Here is a 15,291-nt window from a genome sequence, read left to right on the forward strand (position 1 = left end):
GAGTAATGCTTTTTTCATAGGAAGATGATGTAATGGGCTGCGCCCGCGTGTGCATGTCAGACGGTAAAGGTAGGAGAACCCGCCGCCGTGTGCAACCAACTAGCTGCCTGGTTCGGCCGGTGGTACCCCAACGTCGATAAAAAAAGCGGGAGCCCCGGTGAGGAGGCTCCCGCTGTCGGTTACTGCTGGTAACCCAGGATGCGCATCATCGAATCGGCCGTCTGCTCTTCAGCAAACACCCGGTCGGTAAGGTTGCCAGCCTCGTCGCGGTCCAGAATCACCATTTTCGGGGCCGGGATCAGGCAGTGCTTCACGCCGCCGTAGCCCGAGAGGCTTTCCTGATAGGCGCCGGTGTGGAAGAAGCCCACGTACAGCGGCTCCGTGTCAGTGGCGGGCTTGCGCTCCGGCAGGAACACCTGGTAAATATGCTTCTCGGCGTTGTAGTAATCCTGCGAGTCGCAGGTGAGGCCGCCTAGCTGAATTTTTTTGTACGAGCGGTTCCAGCCGTTGAGCGCCAGCATGATAAAGCGCTGGTTCAAGGCCCAGGTATCGGGCAGGTTCGTGATAAACGAGCCGTCAATCATGTACCACAGCTCCTTGTCGTTCTGCAGCTTTTCGTCCAGAATGCTATAGATGGTAGCGCCCGACTCGCCCACGGTGAAGATGCCGAACTCAGTGAAGATGTCCGGCTCCGGCACGTTTTCCTCTTCGCAGATGCGCTTGATGGTACGCAGCACTTCGGCAATCATGTAGGGGTAGTCGTACTCCTTCTGAATGCTGGTCTGGATGGGCAGGCCGCCCCCGATGTCGATGGTGGTGAGGGTAGGGCACACCTTACGCAGCTCGCAGTACTTGTGCACGAAGCGGCTTAGCTCCGACCAGTAGTAGGAGGTATCCTTAATGCCCGTGTTAATGAAGTAGTGCAGCATGGTCAACTCAAAGCGTGGGTCGTCCTTGATCTTCTGCTGATAGAGGGGTAGGGCGTCGGCGTAGCGGATGCCCAGGCGCGAGGTGTAGAACTGGAAGCGAGGCTCTTCGTCGGAGGCCAAGCGCATGCCCACGTTGCACTTCTCGCGCACGTTGTTGTGGTAGTAATCTACCTCGTTCGGCGAGTCGAGAATGGGCATGCAGTTCACGAAGCCGTCGTTGATGAGGCGCGTGATTTCGTACTTGTACTCTTCGGTTTTAAAGCCGTTGCAGATGATGAACGTATCCTTCGTGACCTTGCCTTTGGCGTGCATGGCCCGAATGATGTTGGTGTCAAACCAGCTGGAGGTTTCAATGTGGACCCCATTTTTGAGCGCCTCTTCTACCACAAAGCTGAAGTGCGAGGCCTTGGTGCAGTAGGCATAAGAGTACTTGCCCTGGTAGCCCGTTTGCTCAATGCCCAGGCGGAACCACTCTTTGGCTCGCTGAATCTGGGAAGAAATTTTGGGGAGGTAAGCGATGCGCAGCGGAGTGCCGTGCTTTTCTACCAGCGCCATCAGGTCAATATCATGAAAGCGCAGCTCGTTGTCTTCAACGTGAAATTCGTCGGTAGGGAAGTCGAACGTCTGGGAAATCAGGGAGTGGTAGGTATCCATTAAAGGAGTTTCTGGGAATGAACAGTGAAGGGGAGGCCTAGCAGGCAGGGGAGCACAAAGGGCTTTCTACAAGTGGATTTTTTAGCGCCGGTAGGCGTTGTAACCAGAGAATGTCCTGCGGGCTACGCAGAATGATAGACGGGAGCAGTTCAGCTTCACTATTTCTTAACGCGAAGCTTTTTCCGAACTTAGGACCCGCAAAGATACCCCCTCGCGGGGGTTTTGGTTGTGCCTTGTTCGTTGGTTGCGCCGGAAGGTCCGCGCGCGTCAAGCCTGAGTGAATGTGAATTCGCTCAATCGGCAAGCATTAAAACCACCTAACCCATTTTCTGCCAATGTAATATGCGACGAATTAAGCTTCTGGAAGTTCGCTCCGAACTAGGGGCCGGAACCCGCGGTGCCAGCCTGGGCGTAGACGCCCTACGGGTGGCCTGCCTCAACAAAGGGTCCGACTACTTCCGCCGGTTCAACTCGGTCAGCGTTCCTGACCAGAACCAAGTGCTCTTCGACCGGAATCACTTTCCGAAGGCCAAGCACATCGATTCCGTTTATACGGTGCTGAAAGGCATTGCCGGCGCCGTAGAACAAACCTTGCGCTTTGGGGAGTTCCCGCTGGTACTGGCCGGCGACCATAGCAACGCCGCCGGAACTATTGCGGGCATTAAAGCGGCCTACCCCTACAAAACGCTGGGAGTGGTTTGGGTAGATGCCCACGCCGATATTCACTCGCCCTACACTACCCCCTCGGGCAACATGCACGGCATGCCGCTGGCCATCAGCCTGGGCGATGACAACCGCGAATGCCAACGCAACCACGTAGAGCCCGAAACCGAATTCTTCTGGCAGAAGCTGAAGAACCTGGGCGAGCCCGGCCCTAAAGTAACCGGCGACCACTTGGTGTATGTGGTAGTGCGCGACACGGAGCACGAGGAAGATGCCATCATTGACCGCCTGGGCATCAAAAACTATAAGCTGGACGAGGTGAAGGCCAAGGGCACCCGCCAAGTGGCCCGCGAGATTTACGAGCGGCTGCGCTTCTGCGACATAGTGTACATTTCGTTTGACGTAGACTCGCTGGATTCGCGCTTTAGCAAGGGCACCGGCACACCCGTAGAGCAAGGCCTGAACGTGGAGGAAGCCATCAGCCTGTGCCGCGCCCTGCTGGACAATGAACGGGTCGTGTGCTTCGAGATGGTAGAAATCAACCCGACTCTCGACAACATGAACACCATGGCCACCAACGCCTTCGATATTCTGGAAGCCGCCACCGATGCCATCCAGAACCGCCTGCGCATGGAGGAGGTAGTAAGCCGGTAAGGCACGATCCGCCTACCCCCTCGCACGGCCCCAAACCTCAGCGCACACCCAAAAACAAAAGCCCTACCTCGCTTCGGCGGGGTAGGGCTTTGAGCTTGCTAAGGGGCAAGGGCTACCCCCTGCCTTGGCGGTAAGGCACCCCAAACAGCCAGGACGTGAGCAGCGGCACGGCAAACACGGCCACCGTGAGAATGGTCAGGCCTACGTCGGCGGTTTCGCTGGCGAGGAAATGGCTAAAGGGGTGCTGGGGCAGAAAATGCTCGAACAAAGACAGCAAGAGCTTCAGGCCCAAAATACCGATGACCACGAAGGCCGCCGTTTCCAGGAAAGGGTACTTGCCCATGAGCAGCACAAAAGCCTGCGCCACCAGCCGCATGGCCAGAATTCCGATAAATACGCCGGCGCAAACCAGAATGAGGTTGTCGGTAAAGGCCACCACGGCAAACACATTGTCGATAGAAAAAGCCAGGTCCATGAGCTCAATCAGGGCCACCGTTGCCCAAAAGGGACCAATCAGGCCCAGGGTATGGCGGTAAAACCAGCTTTTCTCCTTGTCCACGTCTTCTTCCTCCGAGCGGTTCTTGCTCGCAAATTGGCTATACGCCAGATACAAAAGGTAAAGGCCTCCTAGGGGCTTCAGGTACCAGAATTGAATCAGGTAGGACGCGAACAGCAGGCAGAGCCCCCGAAACACGTAGGCCCCGATGATGCCGTAGCGCAGGGCCTTGTGGCGCTGCTCCTTTGGCAGGTCGGAAACCATAGTGGCCAGTACCGCCGCGTTATCTACGGAGAGCAGGCTTTCAATAATGATGAGGTTGCCCACAATGGCCAGAGCGGCAAGCGGGTTGTCGAGGATTTGCTGGAGATGAACGTTCATGCGTAGGGCGCAAGATACTGGGTGCAGCACATACACGCAGGCTTGAGGGGTTTGGTTGGGTAGGAAAGAAAAGCAGGGGTAGGGAGCAATGCCGTCAGGAGTGAAAGGGCCCTGATCTGGTGTGCTGGGGCCTTAACCAGCAGGCGCTGCATTTTTTTCAGATGGCATCCGACCTGGCTTTCTACCTTTGCACCAGCAGCGGCCCCGAGCGGCCGCTCCGTCAACTCCTTATGAAGCCGATTCTTTGGGTACGAATTCCGCGACGACTCTAGCGTAAGCTGGGGCTGGGTCAGGGGCCAGATGCCGGGTACACCCGGATGCAGGTTCCGGGGCCGGGCCCGCGGTTTACGCAACATTCGTGGTTTCGCCTCCCATTATTCATCTTCCGGAAGCTTCGGCTGAGGCTTCCATTCAAGCGTTTCGCTTTCTGTGTTACTACTCGAACAAACCCTCAAAGCGGCCCTCGGGGCTGCCATCAAGAACGTATTCGACGCCGAGGTAGCGTCGCCCCAGCTCACGTTGCAGCCCACGCGCAAAGAGTTTGCCGGCTCGTTTACCCTAGTCACGTTTCCCTTCACCAAGCAGCTGGGCAAAGGCCCCGAGCAAATCGGGCAGGGCATCGGCGACTGGCTGGTGCAGAATGAGCCCCTGGTAACCGGCTACAACGTGGTAAAAGGCTTCCTGAACCTGGAAATTGCCGATGCTGCCTGGCTAGACGTGTTCCAGCAGCTGCGTCAGCAGCCGGCCGGCACGCCCGTGGAAACCGGCGGCCCCCAGCGCGTAGTAGTCGAGTATTCCTCGCCCAACACCAACAAGCCCCTGCACCTGGGCCACCTGCGCAACAACTTTCTGGGCTACTCAGTGGCCGAGATTCTGAAAGCTACCGGCGCCACGGTAAACAAGGTGAACCTCGTCAACGACCGGGGCATTCACATCTGTAAGTCGATGCTGGCCTACCAGCAATACGGCAACGACGAAACCCCGCAGAGCGCTGGCATCAAAGGCGACCATCTGGCGGGCAAATATTACGTGCTGTTCGAGAAGCACTACCGCGAGCAGGTAAAGCAGCTGGAGGCAGAGGGGGTAGCCCCGGATGTAGCCAAGCGCCAGGCTCCCATGATGCTGCAGGCCCAGGACATGCTGCGCGCCTGGGAAGCTGGCGACGAACAAGTAGTAAGCCTCTGGAAGCAGATGAACGGCTGGGTGTACGAGGGCTTCAATGAAACCTACCAGACCATCGGCGTCGATTTCGACAAGTATTACTACGAGTCGGGCACCTACTTGCTGGGCAAGGAGCGGGTAGAGGAAGGCCTGCAGAAAGGTGTGTTTTTCCGCAAGGATGATGGCTCGGTGTGGGTAGACCTGCAAGCCGAGGGCCTCGATGAGAAGCTCCTGCTCCGTTCCGATGGTACCTCCGTGTACATCACCCAGGACCTGGGCACGGCCGAGCTGAAGTACCAGGATTACGAGTACGACCTTTCGGTGTATGTTATTGCCGACGAGCAGAACTACCACATGCAGGTGCTACGCGCCGTGCTGCAAAAGCTGGGCAAGCCCTACGCCGAGGCCATTTACCACCTCAGCTACGGCATGGTGGACCTCCCCTCCGGCAAAATGAAAAGCCGCGAAGGCACCGTAGTGGACGCCGATGAGCTGGTGCGCGAAGTAGTGGAAGCCGCTAAAGCCGCTACCCTCGAAAAAGGCAAAACCGAAGGCCTGACCGAGGAGCAAGCCGCCGAGCTTTACCACATGCTTGGCCTGGGCGCCCTCAAGTACTACCTGCTGAAAGTGGACCCCAAGAAGCGGATGCTCTTCAACCCCGAAGAATCCGTAAGCCTGGAAGGTCACACGGGTCCTTTCATCCAATACTCGCACGCCCGTATCAGCAGCATCCTGCGCAAAGCCGCCGAGCAAGGCGTATCTGCCGATACCAGCCTGACTGGCCTCACCGAAATTCATGCTACCGAGCGGGAGATGATTCAGGAACTGGGCCGCTACCCCGCCGTAGTGTCCGAAGCCGCCCGCACTCAGTCGCCGGCGGTGGTAGCGCAGTATGCTTATGATATTGCCAAAGCCTACAACCGCTTCTACACCGAAGTGCCTATCTTCATTGAACCCGATGCCGCCAAGAAGGCCTTCCGCGTGGCGTTGTCGGCCCAAACGGCGCAGGCCATCAAAACCAGCATGAACCTGCTCGGCATTCAGGTGCCCGAGCGGATGTAAGTTTTTTCAAAACCCGTTTGGCCAATCATCCTGCCAGACGCGAGTACTTCCTTTTTCCAGCAGCACCGCCCGCACTAGGCGGTGCTGCTGTTTTTCTTTCTTCATTAAATAGGCGCGAAGCCGGAGTGTCGCGCCGCCCTAGCTTATGAAAAGCGTAGCAGTGTATTGCGGTTCCAGTGCCGGGACCAACGAATTGTATACCCAACAAGCCCAGGAAATGGGCCGGGTGATGGCCGAGCGTGGCATGACGCTGGTATACGGCGGGGGCCGCGTGGGGCTCATGGGCGCCGTAGCCGACAGCGTACTGGCTCATGGTGGTCAGGTTATCGGGGTAATTCCTGATTTTCTGGTGGCCAAGGAGGTAGAGCACCGCGGCGTGACGGAGCTGCACATTGTGAAAAGCATGCACGAGCGGAAGCTCATGATGGCCGACTTGGCCGAAGGCTTCGTGGCCATGCCCGGCGGCTTCGGAACCCTGGAAGAGCTGTTTGAGGTGCTGACGTGGGGGCAGCTGGGCCTGCACAAAAAGCCGGTTGCCCTGCTCAACGTAGCTGGCTTCTACGACCACCTGCTCCGCGCCCTCGACCACATGTCGGATGAAGGCTTACTGCGCCGCGAAAACCGCAACCAACTCCTCAGCAACCCCGACCCCAACGGCCTGATCGAAGAAATGCTGACCTACCAGCCCGTAGCCCTGGAAAAGTGGCTAACGCCCCGCACTACCTAGGTTAAAAACACCGCTTGGTGCTACCCCCAGGAACACAGAAAAGCCCGTTCGGTATGTAGGTCGAACGGGCTTTTCTGTGTTCTTCGAAGGCTTATTCCGGCATTCGGTAGATGACAGCGTTGCAGTTCATGCCGGCTCCTACGGAAGCAAACACGATTGTCTGGTTCGGCTCGATACCCTTGCCTTCTAGCTTATTTTTCAGCAGCAGGTCGAAGAGGGTAGGGAGGGTAGCCACCGAGGAGTTGCCTAGCCAGGAAATGGTCATAGGCATAACGTGCTCCGGAATTTCCGACTGCCCATAGAGGCTGTAAAGGCGCTTCAGGATGGCGTCATCCATCTTGCCATTGGCTTGGTGTAGCAGCAGCCGGTGCATGTCCGAGAGTGGAACGCCGGCTTTATCCAGGCAATCTTTGATGGCCTGGGGCACAGTTTTCAGGGCGTACTCGTAGAGCTTGCGGCCTTCCATTTTCAGGAAGAGTTCCTCGCCTACATAGGCTGGGTTATAGGACGCGCCCATGCGCAGCAAATGTGCCGCCTGAATGGTATCGGAGCGGGTAGCGTGGGCCAGAATGCCTACCGGCACGTCGCTTTCACGGGCTTCCAGCAGCACGGCCCCGGCCCCGTCGGCGTAGAGCATGCTGTCTCGGTCGTGAGGGTCACAGACGCGCGAAAGCACCTCAGCCCCAATCACCAGCACGCGCTTGGCATCACCGGAGCGCAGGTAGTAATCGGCCTGAATGAGGACCTGCAGCCAGCCAGGGCAACCGAAAGGCAAATCGTAGGCAATGGTGTGGGGGTTTTCAATGCCAAGCTTGTGCTTGACCCGGGCTGCCAGGCTAGGTACAAACTCCGAGCGCTTGTTGTCGGCTTGCACATCGCCGAAGTTGTGAGCTACCAGAATATAATCGAGCTGCTCTGGGTCGGCACCGCAGGAGCTGAGAGCATCCTGAGCGGCCAGAAAAGCAAGGTCGGAGGTTACCTGATCATCGGCGGCATAGCGCCGCTCCTGAATGTCCGTAATCTGGGCAAACCGCTCTACAATCTCGGCGCCCGACTTGGTAAGCAGCGTGCCAGCAGCATCGTAGAAAGCTGCGGTGGTGAATTCTTCGTTTTTAACAACGCGAGAAGGCAGGTAGCTGCCGGTTCCGGTAATAACCGAATAGAGCGTCTTGCGCATAAGCTTAAGAGCCGCGGAATGATGACGCGCCAATAGTCAAATGTACAGATTTTTGGCATTGCCCTATTTCCCCGCGCCGTAAACCTGCCCAGTAGCTGTACCTTTCCTACCCAACCCGGCTGGCCCGAACATTGCGTATATCCGCCGGTTTCACTGACGATTCCCCTCAATCTATTCTCCATGAAAACCCTGCTGCTGTTGGGTGCGCTGGCCGCCACTGGCTTTGCTACCCTCTCTTCTAACTCAAACCCCGCGGTACCCATGACCACCGAACCTGCTGCCACTGGCACCGTGTACGACTTCACCGTGAAAAGCATTGATGGCAAAGACGTGAAGCTGAGCCAGTACAAAGGCAAGAAGCTGCTCATTGTGAATACGGCCTCGGAGTGCGGCTACACCCCGCAGTACAAGGAGTTGGAAGAGCTCTACAAGAAGCACGGCGACAAAGTGACGGTGCTGGGCTTCCCGGCCAACAATTTCGGGGGGCAGGAGCCCGGCACGGAGGCTCAGATTGCTGCCTTCTGCGAGAAAAACTACGGTGTGACTTTCCCGCTGTTCAGCAAGGTTTCGGTGAAAGGTGCCGATACGGCCCCGCTGTATAAATTCCTGGCTGATAAGTCGAAGAACGGGGCTGTAGCTGACGCGCCCACCTGGAATTTCTGCAAGTACCTAGTAGATGAAACCGGCCACGTGGTGGCGTTCTACCCCTCTAAGGTGAAGCCCATGAGCGACGAGCTGGTAGCGGCTATTCTGAAGTAAAGCCCTGCCTAGCGGCTAGCCCGGCCTGGGCTTTGCGTGCCATAGCCGGCCCGCGAAGCCCAGGCTTCTTTTTGCGCCCAGGAGCAGCGGGTTCTCTACCTTCGCGCCCGAAACCTTGATTTGCCTGTATGATACGCACCGTAATTTTTGACATGGATGGGGTAATTGTGGACACTGAGCCTGTGCATCGGTATGCCTTTTACCGGCACTTCGAGGAACTGGGCATCCACGTTTCCGATGAGGAATACGCCACATTCACGGGGTGTTCTACCAAAAACGTATATCAGCAGCTCAAGGACAAGCACGGCCTGGCGCCCGATGTGGATGCTTTGATGGCCAGCAAGCGCGAGTTCTTCAACCGGGCCTTCGATGAAAAAGCCGACCTCGACCTATTAGACGGCGTGCGCACGCTCATTGAGGATCTGCACCAGCACGGCATTCAGCTTATTCTGGCTTCCTCGGCGTCAAAAGCCACCATTGACCGGGTGATGCGCCGCTTTGCCCTGGGGCCTTACTTTACCCATCTGATCAGCGGCGAGGATTTCCCGCGTTCCAAGCCTGATCCGGCCATTTTCGAGCATGCCGCTTCCCTTTCCGCTGCGCCCAAGCAGGAGTGCATTGTGATTGAAGACTCGGCCAATGGAGTAGCGGCTGCCAAAGCGGCGGGCATCTACTGCATCGGCTATAACAGTGAGCATTCCAAGCTGCAGGACCTAAGCCTGGCCGATCAGGTCATCAATCATTTTTCGGAGCTGACGGCCGAGAAAATTGTGGCCATCAACCCTGCTGCTGCGAAGTAAAATTGTTTTTGCCGAAGGCTTGGCGTGTAAGGAGGGGGTAGGGATTTTCTGCTTCCTGAGTACCCAGCAAGGCCAAGCCGGAAAAGTTACCCTCAGATTCATCAGTTTACCGCGTTATGGCTTCTTCTGCCACTCCTGCTACCCCCATCAGCCCGGCCAAAGCCTGGGTTTCGGCTTTTCGGCCCCGTACGCTGCCGCTGGCCCTGGCCAGCATCATGGCCGGAGGCTTTCTGGCTGCCAGTCACGGACAGTTCCGGGGGAGCGTGGTGGGGCTAGCAGCCCTGACCACCATTCTGCTGCAGATCCTGAGCAACCTAGCCAATGACTACGGCGATTCCCAGAACGGCGCCGACAGCGTGCACCGCGAAGGGCCGCAGCGGGCCGTGCAGAGCGGAGCCATTAGTCCGCAGCAGATGAAAAAAGGCATGGGCGTATTCGGGTTGCTGTCCTTGCTGAGCGGCTTGCTGCTGCTGTGGGTAGCTCTGGGCACGGCCGGCGCCTGGATTTTCATGGCCTTTTTCGTGTTGGGCCTCTCGGCTATCTGGGCCGCCGTAAACTACACGGCCGGTTCCAAACCCTACGGCTACGCCGGCCTTGGCGACTTATCGGTATTCATCTTCTTCGGGCTGGTAGGCGTGTGCGGCACGTACTTCCTGCAGGCCTATAGCCAGGTAGAGGCCTGGACGCAGGCCCTGCCGTTGCCGGTGCTGCTGCCCGCCGCCGCGCTGGGCTGCTTTGCTACCGCCGTGCTCAACGTAAACAACATCCGCGACATCCGCTCCGACGAGCTGGCTGGCAAAATTACAATTCCGGTACGGCTGGGGCCGGTGCGCGCCCGCCGCTACCATTGGCTGCTGTTGGTGCTGGGCTTTGGTTGCGCCGTGGTGTACGTGGCTCTCACCTACCACTCGCCCTGGCAGTGGCTGTTTCTGCTGGCCGCCCCGCTGCTGCTGCGCAATGCTACCCAGGTGTGGCAGCGCCAGGAAAGCATGCAACTCGACCCATTGCTGAAGCAAATGGCCCTCACCACGCTGGTGTTTACGCTACTGTTCGGGGTAGGGCAGGTGTTGTAGCATGAATGCCGATGAACTAACCGTGCTTCGGCAGGAGGCTTTATCCACCGATTGGGAAAAAGCAAAAACGGCATGTGCTCGTTTGTGTGAGATGCCCAACGACGAGGCGCTGAATGTACTAATAGATCTGCTGGAACAGCCGACACCCCGCACCCGCAACCTAGCTGCGTTGGCCTTGCGCGAACGAGCCGATAGTCGAGCTGTAGCTCCATTGCTGATGGCTATCCGAAACCCCGGCAACCACAGCTACAACGGCACTATGGTGTATGCGCTGCAAACGCTGGACTGTCGGCATCATCTGAAAGATCTATTTGAAATCCTGTTCTATGAAAGCTATGAAGCCAAGCTAATGGCTATGACGGTGCTGGAAGAGCAGGAATTTGAGTTTACAGTAGATGATCTAACTAGCATTAAACACCAGTGGGACAATTGCAAAGCCCACCCAACGCTGTGTCATGGCTTTGATGAGAATCATGAGAACATCGAATATTTTGTGGACGGCTTTATGAGCTACCTTGAAGAGTGAGCTCTGACAAGTACTAGGATATCAAAGACTGTTATGCTCTCCGAAAAAGAAACTACCCGCCTCAGCAAGCTCCTGAGCCTAGTGCTGCGCCACGAGCCAGCCCGGCTGGGCCTGACACTGGATGCCCAGGGCTGGGTGGAGGTCGATACGCTGCTAACTCAGGCCAAGGCACACCAAGTACCGCTTACCCGCGAGAACCTGCTGTATATCGTGGAAACCAACGCTAAGCAACGCTTCCGCCTCTCTGATGATCAACAGCGCATCCGGGCAAGTCAGGGGCATTCGGTGGAGGTGGAGCTGGGTTACGCGCCCGTTGCGCCGCCCACGGTGCTGTACCACGGCACCGCCACCCGACACCAAGCCACCATTCTGCAGAACGGTCTCCAGAAAATGAGCCGCCAGCAAGTGCACCTAAGCGCCGATGTAGCTACCGCCCAGCAGGTAGGCGGCCGCCACGGCAAGCCCGTCGTGCTGGTGGTTGCCGCAGCGCGCATGCATGCCGATGGCTACGCATTTTACCAAGCTGACAATGGCGTGTGGCTGACCGACGAGGTGCCAGCCCAGTATCTGCAGTTGCTGGAAGGGTAGGCGCCTGCGTTACATAGCAAGTATCTATTCTTGAGTAAAAATGATACCATCGTCATGTCGAGCTTGCCGAGACATCTCGCTCGAATTGTTGGGTTAGTATCACAACGTCAGCACGCGATATGTCTCGGCAAGCTCGACATGACGTTCTTTTGCTTACTGTCTACCTGTCTACATCTTCAGGAGAGGACAGTATTCTACCTCGTAGAAAATGCAAAAAGCCTCCGCTGCAACTGCAGCGGAGGCTTTTCTTATCAAGCTTAAAACTACTCGGCGCTAGGAGTAGCTGGGGCCGCAGCGGTAGCCTCAGTGGCTCCGCCTTCTGGGCGTGGGCCGCGGCCACTGCGGTTGCGGCCGCCTCGCTTGCGGCGGCGCTGGCCTTCCGGCTTCTCACCTTCGGCCCGTGGTGCCGCTCCTGCCTCACCTTCCGGGCGGGGCGGCCGAGGAGCGCGTGGCTCGCGGGTTTGGCTGGCGCCTTCTTTCGATTCGCCTTCCGGACGAGGAGCACGGGGCTCACGGCGCGGACGGCTTTCGCTGCCTTCGGGCCGGTCTTCGCGGGCGGGGCGTTGGTAGGGCTGGGCGGGGGCTTGGCCGGCGTCCAGGGCGGCTAGGGCAGCTTGGGCTTTGGCAATGCGGGCCTGCTGGTCAGCATCAGGCTTACCGTCGCCGCGGTTGGGGCGGGAGCCGTTGCGGCCACCGCCACCGCGCGGGGCACCGCCCTCGGGGCGCGGGCCACGGTCGCGGCCGGAGCCACCACCACTACGGCCGCCGCGCTCGGGTCGGCCACCGATTTTGCCGCGCAGGCCACTAAAGCGCTTGGGGTCGAACTCAGGCGCCTCGCCTAGGCCCAGCCCCTCGGTGATGTTCTGCTTCTCAATTTCGCGCTCAATCAGCTTCTCAATCTTCACCACGCGGTCCTGGTCCTGGTCCGAAATGAAGGTGATGGCCGTGCCTTTAGTAGCAGCGCGGGCCGTGCGGCCAATGCGGTGCACGTAATCTTCGGCGGCACGCGGAATATCATAGTTCACTACGTGGCTCAGCGAGTCGATATCAATGCCGCGGCTCAGCACGTCAGTAGCTACCAAGATAGGAAACTGCTTGTTCTTGAAGGCGCGCATGATTTCCTCGCGCTCCTCCTGGGTGCGGTCCGAAGAAATACCACGGGCTTCGATGCCGAGCTTGTTGATGGCCCGCACAATGCCGCCCACGGCCGCTTTCTGCGAGGTAAACAACACCATGCTCTGCACATCCTGGGTTTTGATAATGTGCTCCAGCAAGTAAATCTTCTGGCGGTCGAAGGCCATGTAGAACTGCTGGTCGATGCCGGCAGCGGGCTTAGACACGGCCAGCCGGATTTCCTCGGGCTGGTTCAGAATCTGCTGCGAGAACTCCCGGATTTTATTGGGCATGGTGGCCGAGAACAGCAGCGTCTGGCGCTCCTTGGGCAACTGGCGCACAATGCTGAGGATGTCATCGGAGAAACCCATGTCCATCATCTTGTCGGCTTCGTCGAGCACCAGGTATTTCAGGTGCTCAAACTTCACGTAGCCCATCTGCATGTGGGCAATGAGGCGGCCGGGGGTAGCAATGATGATGTCGGCACCGGAGGTGAGGGCGCGCTTCTGCTGCTCCCAGCCCTCAGATTTGCCCCCGCCGTAAATGGCAATGGAGCTAGCTTCTACAAAGTAGCCGAAGCCGGTTACCTGCTCGTCAATCTGGGTGGCCAGCTCGCGGGTGGGCACCAGAATGAGGGTAGAGGTATTGCCGTGCTTGGCGTGAGAAATCTTGTCGAGGAGGGGTAGCAGGTAGGCGGCCGTTTTGCCGGTGCCGGTCTGGGCGCAGGCAATCAGGTCTTTGCCTTCAATAATTTTCGGAATGGCCTGCTCCTGAATGGGCGTGGCATTCTGATAATTCATGGCATCGATGCCCGCCAGGAGGTCATCGTGCAAGTTAAATTCGTGAAACGTCAAGGCGCAGCTTGTTTAGGATGATTGATGGCTGACCTTGCTTTCCGGTCAGCGAACCGCTGGTTGTAATGGGAACAAAGATAGAGGGATTTAGGTGCGACACGACGCCACTACCTCTACCATGCTTCCGCACAGCCAAGCTCGACGTTTTTGCGTACCCTTGCGCCCAAATTCAGCCTTTTTTCCTACCCCCTATGCCCGCCGGAACCCTGCTGCTCATCGACGACGAAACCAGTCTGCGCCACGTGGTGGCCCGCGTGCTGGAGCTGGAAGGCTACACCGTGCTGCAAGCTCCCGATGCCCGCCGCGGCCTGGAAGTGCTGCGCCAACACGCTGAGGAAGTGCTGGTGGTTCTCTCCGACGTAAAGCTGCCCGACGGCCATGGTCTCGATTTGCTACCCCGCTACAAGCAGGCAGCCCCCTTGGCCGAGGTGGTGTTGATGACGGCCTACGGCACTATTCCGGACGGGGTGCGGGCCATGAAGGAAGGCGCCTTTGACTACCTCACCAAAGGCGACTCCGACGACCAGCTGCTGGTGGTGCTGGAGCGCGCCACCGAAAAAGCCCGCCTGCAGCGTCGCGTGGCTGATCTGGAAAAGAAAGTGGGCGCTCAGTATAGCTTCGAGAGCATGATTGGGCATTCTGACGCACTGACTCAGGCCAAAAAGCTGGCCCAACGCGTAGCTCCTACCGACAGCACCGTGCTGCTGGAAGGCCCCACGGGCGCGGGCAAGGAGCTGTTTGCCCAGGCCATTCACCAGGCTAGTCAGCGCCGGAGCAAGCCGTTTGTGGCCGTGAACTGCTCGGCTTTTCCGAAAGATTTGTTGGAATCGGAGCTGTTTGGCTACAAGAAAGGCGCGTTTACGGGGGCGCTGTCTGATAAAAAAGGACTGCTGGAAGAAGCCAACGGCGGTACCTTGTTTCTGGATGAAATCGGTGAGCTGGAGCTAAACGTGCAGGCCAAGTTCCTGCGGGTGCTGGAAACCCAGCAGTTCACCAAGCTCGGTGACACCAAGCCTACCAGCGTGAACGTGCGCATTGTGGCCGCCACCAACCGCAACCTCAAGCAGGAAGCCGCCGAAGGTCACTTTCGCCCCGACCTGTACTACCGCCTTTCGGTGTTCACGGTGCTGGTGCCGGGCCTGAACGAGCGGCGCGAAGACATTTCTCCGCTAGCCGACTACTTTCTACAGTACTTCGCCGCCCGCCTCCGCAAACGCCTGCGTGGCCTGGAGCCCGAGGTGCTGGAGCAGCTACAGCGCTACGACTGGCGGGGTAATGTGCGGGAGCTGAAGAATGTGCTGGAGCGCGCCGCCATCCTGGCCGACGGCGACCTGCTCACCCTGGACGACCTACCCGCCGAATTCCACTATCTGCCTACCCCCCTTACTACCGACGAAGCCTCTGACCGCACCCTGCGCACCCTGGAGAAGCGCCAGATCCGGCAGGTGCTCCAGGAAACCGGCGGCAACAAAATGGAAGCCGCCCGCCAGCTCGGCATCGGCACCAAAACCCTCTACCGCAAGATTCAGGAATACGGGTTGTAGGGCACTAAGAGAAAAGCCACGGATGACCTTGCTGTATAGAATGATATATATACTTTAAAAAGTAAATTTTTCGTTACTTGAGTAGGTCGGCTTCTGGGAAAAGCAAGCCGCGGAATAACAGTGTTTTATC

At 58.1% G+C, this 15,291-nt stretch carries 13 protein-coding genes; 9 read left to right on the plus strand and 4 right to left on the minus strand.

Features of this window, described 5'->3' with window-relative positions:
* Window positions 1-179: 179 nt before the first annotated feature.
* Window positions 180-1,583: a type III PLP-dependent enzyme domain-containing protein gene (locus DNI29_RS09105; RefSeq protein ID WP_110977803.1), complete on the minus strand. Its 1,404-nt coding sequence runs from the start codon at window positions 1,581-1,583 to the stop codon at window positions 180-182.
* Between the two features lie 342 nt (window positions 1,584-1,925).
* Here DNI29_RS09105 and DNI29_RS09110 point away from each other — a divergent pair, with 342 nt between their 5' ends.
* Window positions 1,926-2,900 (plus strand): arginase, encoded by a 975-nt coding sequence (locus DNI29_RS09110; RefSeq protein WP_110977804.1) that lies wholly within the window; start codon window positions 1,926-1,928, stop codon window positions 2,898-2,900.
* A 112-nt stretch (window positions 2,901-3,012) separates the two neighbouring features.
* Here DNI29_RS09110 and DNI29_RS09115 read toward each other — a convergent pair whose 3' ends face one another.
* A complete protein-coding gene (locus tag DNI29_RS09115) occupies window positions 3,013-3,777 on the minus strand; it encodes a TerC family protein (protein ID WP_110977805.1) in 765 nt (254 codons plus the stop codon).
* Window positions 3,778-4,206: 429 nt separating this feature from the next.
* Between DNI29_RS09115 and argS the strand changes: the two genes are divergently transcribed.
* On the plus strand, window positions 4,207-6,000 hold the full coding sequence (gene argS, locus DNI29_RS09125; RefSeq protein ID WP_110977807.1) for an arginine--tRNA ligase: 1,794 nt from the start codon (window positions 4,207-4,209) through the stop codon (window positions 5,998-6,000).
* A 145-nt stretch (window positions 6,001-6,145) separates the two neighbouring features.
* The gene (locus tag DNI29_RS09130) at window positions 6,146-6,727 is read left to right on the plus strand and encodes an LOG family protein (protein WP_110977808.1); all 582 of its coding nucleotides are present in this window, start codon (window positions 6,146-6,148) and stop codon (window positions 6,725-6,727) included.
* Window positions 6,728-6,818: 91 nt separating this feature from the next.
* Here DNI29_RS09130 and DNI29_RS09135 read toward each other — a convergent pair whose 3' ends face one another.
* The gene (locus DNI29_RS09135; protein ID WP_110977809.1) at window positions 6,819-7,904 is read right to left on the minus strand and encodes a 3-oxoacyl-ACP synthase III family protein; all 1,086 of its coding nucleotides are present in this window, start codon (window positions 7,902-7,904) and stop codon (window positions 6,819-6,821) included.
* Window positions 7,905-8,084: 180 nt separating this feature from the next.
* Here DNI29_RS09135 and DNI29_RS09140 point away from each other — a divergent pair, with 180 nt between their 5' ends.
* The 5 genes from DNI29_RS09140 to DNI29_RS09160 all read left to right on the plus strand — a co-directional run bounded on the left by DNI29_RS09140 (window position 8,085) and on the right by DNI29_RS09160 (window position 11,650).
* Window positions 8,085-8,663, plus strand: a complete 579-nt coding sequence (locus tag DNI29_RS09140; RefSeq protein ID WP_110977810.1) for a glutathione peroxidase — start codon at window positions 8,085-8,087, stop codon at window positions 8,661-8,663.
* 128 nt (window positions 8,664-8,791) lie between these two features.
* A complete protein-coding gene (locus tag DNI29_RS09145) occupies window positions 8,792-9,463 on the plus strand; it encodes an HAD family hydrolase (RefSeq protein WP_110977811.1) in 672 nt (223 codons plus the stop codon).
* 116 nt (window positions 9,464-9,579) lie between these two features.
* Entirely contained in the window at window positions 9,580-10,536 is a 957-nt protein-coding gene (locus tag DNI29_RS09150; RefSeq protein WP_110977812.1) for a 1,4-dihydroxy-2-naphthoate polyprenyltransferase, read from the plus strand.
* A 1-nt stretch (window position 10,537) separates the two neighbouring features.
* Entirely contained in the window at window positions 10,538-11,062 is a 525-nt protein-coding gene (locus tag DNI29_RS09155; RefSeq protein WP_110977813.1) for a HEAT repeat domain-containing protein, read from the plus strand.
* Between the two features lie 33 nt (window positions 11,063-11,095).
* Window positions 11,096-11,650: an RNA 2'-phosphotransferase gene (locus DNI29_RS09160; protein WP_110977814.1), complete on the plus strand. Its 555-nt coding sequence runs from the start codon at window positions 11,096-11,098 to the stop codon at window positions 11,648-11,650.
* A gap of 263 nt (window positions 11,651-11,913) precedes the next feature.
* Here DNI29_RS09160 and DNI29_RS09165 read toward each other — a convergent pair whose 3' ends face one another.
* On the minus strand, window positions 11,914-13,563 hold the full coding sequence (locus tag DNI29_RS09165; RefSeq protein WP_110978248.1) for a DEAD/DEAH box helicase: 1,650 nt from the start codon (window positions 13,561-13,563) through the stop codon (window positions 11,914-11,916).
* A 245-nt stretch (window positions 13,564-13,808) separates the two neighbouring features.
* Between DNI29_RS09165 and DNI29_RS09170 the strand changes: the two genes are divergently transcribed.
* Complete coding sequence (locus DNI29_RS09170) at window positions 13,809-15,161, plus strand: sigma-54-dependent transcriptional regulator (protein WP_110977815.1); 1,353 nt, start codon at window positions 13,809-13,811, stop codon at window positions 15,159-15,161.
* Window positions 15,162-15,291: the final 130 nt, after the last annotated feature.

Source organism: Hymenobacter sediminis (assembly GCF_003231285.1).
GTDB classification, from domain to species: Bacteria; Bacteroidota; Bacteroidia; order Cytophagales; family Hymenobacteraceae; genus Hymenobacter; species Hymenobacter sediminis.

Bases quoted from the DNA above. Each gene is read 5' to 3' on its own strand.
- DNI29_RS09170 (WP_110977815.1), top strand. From the start codon at position 13,809: ATGCCCGCCGGAACCCTGCTGCTCATCGACGACGAAACCAGTCTGCGC.
- DNI29_RS09110 (WP_110977804.1), top strand. From the start codon at position 1,926: ATGCGACGAATTAAGCTTCTGGAAGTTCGCTCCGAACTAGGGGCCGGA.
- DNI29_RS09145 (WP_110977811.1), top strand. From the start codon at position 8,792: ATGATACGCACCGTAATTTTTGACATGGATGGGGTAATTGTGGACACT.
- DNI29_RS09130 (WP_110977808.1), top strand. From the start codon at position 6,146: ATGAAAAGCGTAGCAGTGTATTGCGGTTCCAGTGCCGGGACCAACGAA.
- DNI29_RS09115 (WP_110977805.1), bottom strand. From the start codon at position 3,777: ATGAACGTTCATCTCCAGCAAATCCTCGACAACCCGCTTGCCGCTCTG.
- DNI29_RS09105 (WP_110977803.1), bottom strand. From the start codon at position 1,583: ATGGATACCTACCACTCCCTGATTTCCCAGACGTTCGACTTCCCTACC.
- DNI29_RS09150 (WP_110977812.1), top strand. From the start codon at position 9,580: ATGGCTTCTTCTGCCACTCCTGCTACCCCCATCAGCCCGGCCAAAGCC.
- DNI29_RS09140 (WP_110977810.1), top strand. From the start codon at position 8,085: ATGAAAACCCTGCTGCTGTTGGGTGCGCTGGCCGCCACTGGCTTTGCT.
- DNI29_RS09135 (WP_110977809.1), bottom strand. From the start codon at position 7,904: ATGCGCAAGACGCTCTATTCGGTTATTACCGGAACCGGCAGCTACCTG.
- DNI29_RS09165 (WP_110978248.1), bottom strand. From the start codon at position 13,563: ATGAATTATCAGAATGCCACGCCCATTCAGGAGCAGGCCATTCCGAAA.
- DNI29_RS09160 (WP_110977814.1), top strand. From the start codon at position 11,096: ATGCTCTCCGAAAAAGAAACTACCCGCCTCAGCAAGCTCCTGAGCCTA.
- DNI29_RS09155 (WP_110977813.1), top strand. From the start codon at position 10,538: ATGAATGCCGATGAACTAACCGTGCTTCGGCAGGAGGCTTTATCCACC.